Source organism: Mycobacterium sp. (genome assembly GCF_050701515.1).
Classification (GTDB): Bacteria; Actinomycetota; Actinomycetes; order Mycobacteriales; family Mycobacteriaceae; genus Mycobacterium.
On the sequence record NZ_JBOGDB010000044.1, the window covers coordinates 1 to 6,572 of the forward strand.

The 6,572-nt window shown below is 65.4% G+C and carries 9 protein-coding genes; 7 read left to right on the plus strand and 2 right to left on the minus strand.

From position 1 onward, the window contains the following. The 3 genes from rapZ to whiA form a co-directional block, all read left to right on the plus strand. Positions 1-804, plus strand: an 804-nt coding sequence (gene rapZ / locus ACRDU5_RS03390) for an RNase adapter RapZ (protein WP_526612819.1), incomplete at its 5' end; no start/stop codon positions are given. After that, positions 801-1,820 carry a uridine diphosphate-N-acetylglucosamine-binding protein YvcK gene (yvcK, locus tag ACRDU5_RS03395; RefSeq protein ID WP_526612821.1) on the plus strand — a complete coding sequence of 340 codons (1,020 nt, stop codon included), beginning with the start codon at positions 801-803 and terminating at the stop codon, positions 1,818-1,820. The genes rapZ and yvcK, both read left to right, overlap by 4 nt. Then, on the plus strand, positions 1,811-2,794 hold the full coding sequence (gene whiA, locus ACRDU5_RS03400) for a DNA-binding protein WhiA (protein WP_526612822.1): 984 nt from the start codon (positions 1,811-1,813) through the stop codon (positions 2,792-2,794). The genes yvcK and whiA overlap by 10 nt, the downstream gene beginning before the upstream one ends. A 27-nt stretch (positions 2,795-2,821) precedes the next feature. On the opposite strand, the gene ACRDU5_RS03405 is transcribed toward whiA, so the two are convergent. Then, complete coding sequence (locus ACRDU5_RS03405; RefSeq protein ID WP_526612823.1) at positions 2,822-3,922, minus strand: carboxymuconolactone decarboxylase family protein; 1,101 nt, start codon at positions 3,920-3,922, stop codon at positions 2,822-2,824. 80 nt (positions 3,923-4,002) lie between these two features. Between ACRDU5_RS03405 and ACRDU5_RS03410 the strand changes: the two genes are divergently transcribed. Beyond that, positions 4,003-4,635, plus strand: a complete 633-nt coding sequence (locus tag ACRDU5_RS03410) for a winged helix-turn-helix transcriptional regulator (protein WP_526612825.1) — start codon at positions 4,003-4,005, stop codon at positions 4,633-4,635. Between the two features lie 79 nt (positions 4,636-4,714). Next, the gene (locus tag ACRDU5_RS03415) at positions 4,715-5,137 is read left to right on the plus strand and encodes a hypothetical protein (protein WP_526612827.1); all 423 of its coding nucleotides are present in this window, start codon (positions 4,715-4,717) and stop codon (positions 5,135-5,137) included. A 76-nt stretch (positions 5,138-5,213) separates the two neighbouring features. Here ACRDU5_RS03415 and ACRDU5_RS03420 read toward each other — a convergent pair whose 3' ends face one another. Beyond that, complete coding sequence (locus ACRDU5_RS03420; protein WP_526612828.1) at positions 5,214-5,612, minus strand: hypothetical protein; 399 nt, start codon at positions 5,610-5,612, stop codon at positions 5,214-5,216. 26 nt (positions 5,613-5,638) lie between these two features. Here ACRDU5_RS03420 and ACRDU5_RS03425 point away from each other — a divergent pair, with 26 nt between their 5' ends. After that, entirely contained in the window at positions 5,639-6,352 is a 714-nt protein-coding gene (locus ACRDU5_RS03425) for an ABC transporter substrate-binding protein (RefSeq protein WP_526612829.1), read from the plus strand. Between the two features lie 72 nt (positions 6,353-6,424). Beyond that, the coding region (locus tag ACRDU5_RS03430; protein WP_526612831.1) for a glyceraldehyde 3-phosphate dehydrogenase NAD-binding domain-containing protein at positions 6,425-6,572 on the plus strand (148 nt) is incomplete at its 3' end.

Consider the following 6,572-nt stretch of genomic DNA (forward strand, 5'->3'; position numbering starts at 1 on the left):
AAGGTGCTGGAGGACCTCGGCTGGTATGTCGCCGACAATCTGCCGCCCGAGCTGATCGCGCGGATGGTCGAGTTGGGCCTGGCGGCCGGCTCGCGCATCACCCAGCTGGCTGTGGTGATGGACGTGCGCTCCCGGGGCTTCACCGGCGATTTGGATTGGGTGCGTAAGGATTTGGCGACTCGCAACATCGCGCCGCGGGTGTTGTTCATGGAGGCCTCGGACGACATCCTGGTCCGTCGCTACGAGCAGAATCGCCGGAGCCATCCGTTGCAGGGCAACCAGACACTGGCCGAGGGTATAGCCGCCGAGCGGGCGATGTTGGCGCCGGTGCGCGCGGCGGCCGACCTGATCATCGACACCTCGACGCTGTCAGTGCCCGCGTTGCGGGAAAGCATCGAACGAGCCTTCGGCGGAGAAACCGTCGCGGACACCAGCGTCACCGTGGAGTCATTCGGCTACAAGTACGGGCTGCCGATGGACGCCGATACGGTGATGGACGTGCGGTTCCTGCCCAACCCGCACTGGGTTGACGAGCTGCGGCCGCACACCGGTCAGCACCCGACCGTGCGGGAATACGTGTTGGGACAACCCGGTGCGGCGGAATTTCTCGACACCTATCATCGATTGCTCGACGTCGTCCTCGAGGGATATCGCCGGGAAGGGAAGCGCTACATGACCGTTGCCATCGGCTGCACAGGGGGCAAGCATCGCAGTGTTGCGATGGCCGAAGCGTTGGCGGGACGATTGCAGGGCGGTGACCAACTGACGGTGCGGGTGCTGCACCGGGATCTGGGCCGCGAATGAGCTCACGCATCGTCGCGCTTGGCGGCGGCCACGGGCTCTACGCCACGTTGTCGGCCGCCCGCCGGCTCACTCCGCATGTCACGGCGGTGGTGACAATTGCCGACGACGGGGGATCCTCTGGACGACTGCGCAATGAGCTCGAGGTGGTACCGCCGGGTGATCTGCGAATGGCGTTGGCGGCCTTGGCATCTGACAGTGGGCATGGGCGGCTGTGGGCGACGATCCTTCAGCACCGGTTCGGGGGCAGCGGCGCGCTGGCCGGCCACCCCATCGGAAACCTGATCCTGGCCGGACTGAACGAGGTACTCGCCGATCCCGTGGCGGCACTTGATGAGTTGGGCCGCATCCTGGGAGTCAAGGGCCGCGTCTTACCGATGTGCCCGATCGCATTGCAGATCGAAGCGGATGTCGCTGGCCTGGAATCGGATCCGCGGATGTTCAGGCTGATCCGCGGCCAGGTGGCGATCGCCACCACGCCCGGCAAGGTGCGACGGGTCCGGCTGCTGCCCAACGACCCGCCGGCGACCCGGCAGGCGGTGGACGCGATCATGTCTGCCGACTTGGTGGTGCTCGGTCCGGGATCGTGGTTCACCAGCGTGATCCCGCACGTCCTGGTGCCAGAACTGGCAGCAGCTCTGCAAGCCACGCCTGCGCGGCGCGCGCTGGTGCTCAACCTGGTCGCCGAGCCTGGTGAAACGGCGGGATTCTCCGCCGAGCGACACATCCACGTGCTCGCCCAGCATGCCCCGGGATTCACGGTGACCGACATCGTCGTCGACGCCTCCCGGGTGCCCAGCGACCGGGAGCGGGAACAGCTCAGGCGCACCGCGGCCATCCTGGAGGCCGACGTTCAGTTTGCTGACGTGTCCAGACCTGGTACACCTTTACATGACCCGGCGAGGTTGGCCGCGGCGCTGGAGGGTGTCCGACTGCACCGGACGGAACCCACGACGCCGACCGTTCCCACACCCGCCCGGACAGTCAATGGACCGAGAGGTGACGACCCGTGGCAATGACAGCCGAGGTCAAGGACGAGCTGAGCCGACTTGTGGTCAATTCGGTGAGTGCTCGCCGCGCCGAGGTGGCGTCGTTGCTGCGCTTCGCCGGGGGACTACACATCGTGTCCGGCCGCGTGGTGGTGGAGGCCGAGGTGGATCTCGGGATCATCGCCCGCCGGCTGCGCAAGGACATTTTCGACCTGTACGGCTACAACGCCGTCGTTCATGTGTTGTCCGCCAGCGGTATCCGCAGGAACACCCGGTATGTGGTGCGGGTCGCCAAGGACGGTGAGGCGCTGGCCCGCCAGACCGGGCTGCTCGATCTGCGGGGCCGTCCGGTGCGCGGGCTGCCCACGCAGGTCGTGGGTGGCAGCGTGGGCGACGCCGAGGCGGCGTGGCGCGGCGCGTTCCTCGCGCACGGTTCGCTGACCGAACCGGGCCGGTCCTCCGCGCTGGAAGTGAACTGTCCCGGACCGGAAGCGGCGCTGGCGCTGGTGGGGGCGGCGCGGCGACTCGGCGTCAGCGCGAAGGCGCGCGAGGTGCGGGGCAACGACCGTGTGGTAGTGCGCGACGGCGAAGCCATCGGCGCGTTGCTGACCCGGATGGGGGCGCAAGACACCAGGCTGACCTGGGAAGAGCGCCGGATGCGCCGCGAGGTCCGCGCCACCGCCAACCGGCTTGCCAACTTTGACGACGCGAACCTACGGCGCTCGGCAAGGGCCGCGGTGGCCGCGGCCGCCCGGGTGGAGCGGGCGCTGGAAATTCTCAGCGACACGGTGCCGGACCATCTGGCCGCGGCCGGCAAGCTACGCATCGAGCACCGGCAGGCGTCGCTGGAGGAACTGGGCCGGCTGGCCGATCCACCGATGACGAAAGACGCTGTCGCGGGGCGCATTCGGCGGTTATTGTCGATGGCCGACCGCAAGGCCAAGCAGGAGGGCGTTCCCGACACCGAGTCGGCGGTCACCCCTGACCTGCTCGAAGACGCCTAGCTGGAGGCCAAGTTGTATCGGCCATTGCTATCGACCTAGTTGACTTTTATGCCGAGGGGCGGGCTTGCGATCGTGGGTTGCTGTTGCGGGCACGGTGTTCAGCCACGATCCGATCCGGCGGGCGGCGGCGAAGCTGGCCCAACTCGCCGCCGCTACGAGCTTTGCGTCTCCTGCGGCGCCCGGGCTTGTGCGGGCGTCGTCGAGCACTTGGGAGTCGACTTGATACGAAGCGATCGCGGCTAGCAAGGCGAAACGTGCGATCGGTCGGTGCGGTATGGGCAGATTCTGCACAGCACTGTCGACCCAGCCACGCGACAGGCCGGGATCGTCGCCGCGCCAGGTACTCAGCCATTGGGCCACCAACTCCTGCACGGCTTCGGGAACTGCCTGGTGGCCGACAGCATCGAACGCCGCCGCGGCCCGGCCGAACGCGTCGGCGATGATCGGGTCGCTGCGGGCCCAGCCGAGGTCGGCCGGCAGCTGCGCGGGCGAAAGCAAACTGAGCGATGCACCGGGCCGTACGTCTCGCCTGAGCAGTGTCCGGAATACCGGTGTTGCAACCAGTTTGAAGATCGGCTTGAGCTTCGGCGCGGCTGATGGAAACGGTGATGTTGGGGCGAAGATGTTGACCATGCGGTTGATGTAGTGGTACGCGAGCGCGGTGCCGATCAGCTCTGGTGCGTGTTCATCCGGGAAGGGTTGCCGTTGCACGATGTCGGAATCCGGCTGACGGTTTGCGCGGGCCCAGGTCACTTTCGCCCGCAGGTCGGCGTCCTCGATCTGATCCGTCTCGCCGGAAGCGATCGCGCCTGCCGTGCTTCGCTCGCCGAGGGCCCGCAAAGTTGTGCTGTGGACGTCCACGCAAAAGGGACACGAATTGGTCGCCGAGACCGCCACCGCCACAGCCTCTTTCGTGGCGCGATCGACCCGGCGGCCCGAACTCGTTTCACGAGCGATGGCCCAGAAGGCGCACAGGGCGTCGGGGACCGGAAGGTGCAACGCGAATGGCGGGACCAGCGCGCCGAAGTCTTGGATGATCTGTCGGCGCGCGGCAAGTGTCCGGGAGTCGTCTAGGACGGGTGCGACGTGGCGAACCTGGCCAAGGAAGAGTCGCTCAGTGATTGACATCAGATACCTCCCAGCGGGATGTGGGGACAAGTTTTCCAAGGTTTACAACGCTTTGTCAAACTATCAGGTAGGATTTCTGTGTGCCACAACGTCTATATCGACAGTTCTGTCCCCTCGCCAGGGCGCTCGACCTGCTCGGCGAGCGTTGGACGCTGCTGATCGTCCGTGAACTGCTGACCGGGCCGAAGCGGTACACCGACCTGCGGGAAGGTCTGCCCGGGCTGGCCACCGATCTGCTCGCGACCCGGTTGAGGGACCTCCAGGAGAACGGGGTGATTGATCAGCGAGACGTGCCGCCGCCCACGCCAGCGAGGGTGTATGAACTTACTGAGCGCGGCTACGCGCTCAAACCGGCAATTGTCGAGTTCGCGCGTTGGGGACGCCCGCTGCTGCGCGACGCGGCCGACGACCGCTTGCCCGACAGCGCGCTGTCATTGGGCTTGGAGGCGACCTTCCGCCCAGATGCTGCGGAAGGCATCGACGAGATATACGACATAGAGGTCGATGGGCAACGAGTCGCCGTCCACGTTCACGACGGCGCAGTAGACGTCACGCCCGGTGGCACTGATGAACGTGCGGCCGTCAGAATCGTTACCGACCGACCAGGCTTTACCCGTCTCGCGACGGGCCACCCGGGAGAGCGCGTACACGTCGAGGGTGACGCAGAAGCGCTGGAGCGGTTTCAACGCGTCTTCTCCCCGGGTTCACACTGAGAACCGCAAAGCCGCCGATCTCACGCCGCCCGACCACTTTTCACGGTGACACGCGCAGTGCGACTCAACGAGGAAAAAGGTGAACGAGATGATCTGGACACGACGAAGTCTGTACTACCTCAGTACATATCAGGTGGTAACTGGCTTGGCGCTGTTGTTTGCACCGACGACCACGCTCAGACTGCTGCTTTCGAACGGTGACTACGGGGACATCATGCCCCGGTTGGTCGGCATGTTAATAGCCGGCCTGGGAATTTCGGTCGCTTGGCTCATCGGCACCCGCGCCGAGTCGGTCTACCCGGTCACCCTCGTTTTACGAACATTCTTCCTGATCAGCTTTCTCGGGCTGTATTGGCTCTCGCGAGATCCACTCTTCCTCGTACTCGCGGGTGTCGTTGGGGTTGGCTACTGCTTGACGATCATGGGGTTCGTTGCGGACCGGCGCGGAGGGGCAAGGCTCGCACTGCAAAACGCAGGCGCAGCAGCCGGTCGTGCACTTTGATGTAGAAGACCGCGAGTCGCCTTTTGCCTTGTTGCCGCGGCGGGCGTGCTTGACGACCAACTCGATGCAAGTTCTCTCACTGAGCGGACCTTGGCATCTCGCGCAGCATCGTCTGGTCCTGCCGCAGGTGCTCTTGCAGCAAGGTGGAGAGTTCCTGTTCAAGCCGGACAAACTTCTCGAACGCTTTATGAGCCACCGCGTCCAACAGCACCGCTTCGTCGTGCGCTGCCACCGGCAGGTTTCGGTAGTCGGCCATTTGAACGGCGACTCCCGACAGTCGGTCGGCGACGTCCCGATGTGCCGTCACCAACGTCGCATAGGCGTCAAGTTCCTTTCTCGCGTCCGAGTCGGCGGGATCGAGTGCCCTCATATGCGCTTCTAGGACCTGTGCTAATGCGGCGAGCAACTCGCCCAGGTTGCCGGCGAGAGAGGACCGACTCGCCAAGCCTTGGCCACACGTCGATGGTTCTTCCATTTCGCCCTCCTCGTTATCGTGAACGCGTGAACATCCTAAAGGTCGGTGCGGCTTTTCCCGACCCGCCCTTCAACGGTATGCCGGACAACGGCGGCCTCGACATTGAACTGATGACCGAACTGGTCGGAAGGCTCGGTGCGACCGTCGAATTCATCCCATACGAAGGAGTCGATTTCAACGGCATCTTCGATGCTCTGAACGCCGGCGCCTATGACTGCGTCGCCGCCGGCACCACGGTCACAAAGGAGCGGGAGAAAAAGGCGGCGTTCGTCCCGCCGTATCTCATCTCAGGACAATCGCTGGCCGTCGACACCCGGCGGCTGCCGCACGTGAGGTCCATCGACGACCTCGACGGCCTGACCGTCGGCGTGCAGCAAGGCAACACCAGCCGGTCGATCGCCGACAACCTGGTCGCCGCAGGGAAGGCCGGCGCCGTCCGGGTCTACGACTACGGCAGCATCCGGAGCGCCCTGGAGGACCTCAGCACGGGCGGCTGCGACGTCTTCATGAAGCTGGCGCCGGTACTCACCGAGCTCGTCAAGCCCATCGCGGGCGTCGAGGTGGTGCAGCGCGGCATCTCCACCGAGCACATCGCGATCGCCGTCGGCCTGGAAAATCAGCAGCTGCTCGCCCGGATCACCGTCGCGCAGGCCGAGCTGGAGGACGACGGCGCGCTGCAGCGAATCAGGAGGAAATGGCTGGGTAACCCCTATACCGACCAGAGCCTTGCGGTGCTCTGACCGGCCCGCGCGTGACGCCTCTCACACCACTAGGCTGGCCGTTGAGCATCAAGGCAACAAAGGGAGACGAACGTGACGATCCGGGTAGGCGTTAACGGCTTCGGCCGAATCGGACGCAACTTCTACCGGGCCCTCGAGGCGCAGCAGGCCGAGGGCAGCAGCACCGACATCGAGGTGGTGGCGGTCAACGACCTGACCGACAACGCCACCCTCGCGCATC

Bases quoted from the DNA above. Each gene is read 5' to 3' on its own strand.
- ACRDU5_RS03420 (WP_526612828.1), bottom strand. From the start codon at position 5,612: ATGGAAGAACCATCGACGTGTGGCCAAGGCTTGGCGAGTCGGTCCTCT.
- ACRDU5_RS03405 (WP_526612823.1), bottom strand. From the start codon at position 3,922: ATGTCAATCACTGAGCGACTCTTCCTTGGCCAGGTTCGCCACGTCGCA.
- yvcK (WP_526612821.1), top strand. From the start codon at position 801: ATGAGCTCACGCATCGTCGCGCTTGGCGGCGGCCACGGGCTCTACGCC.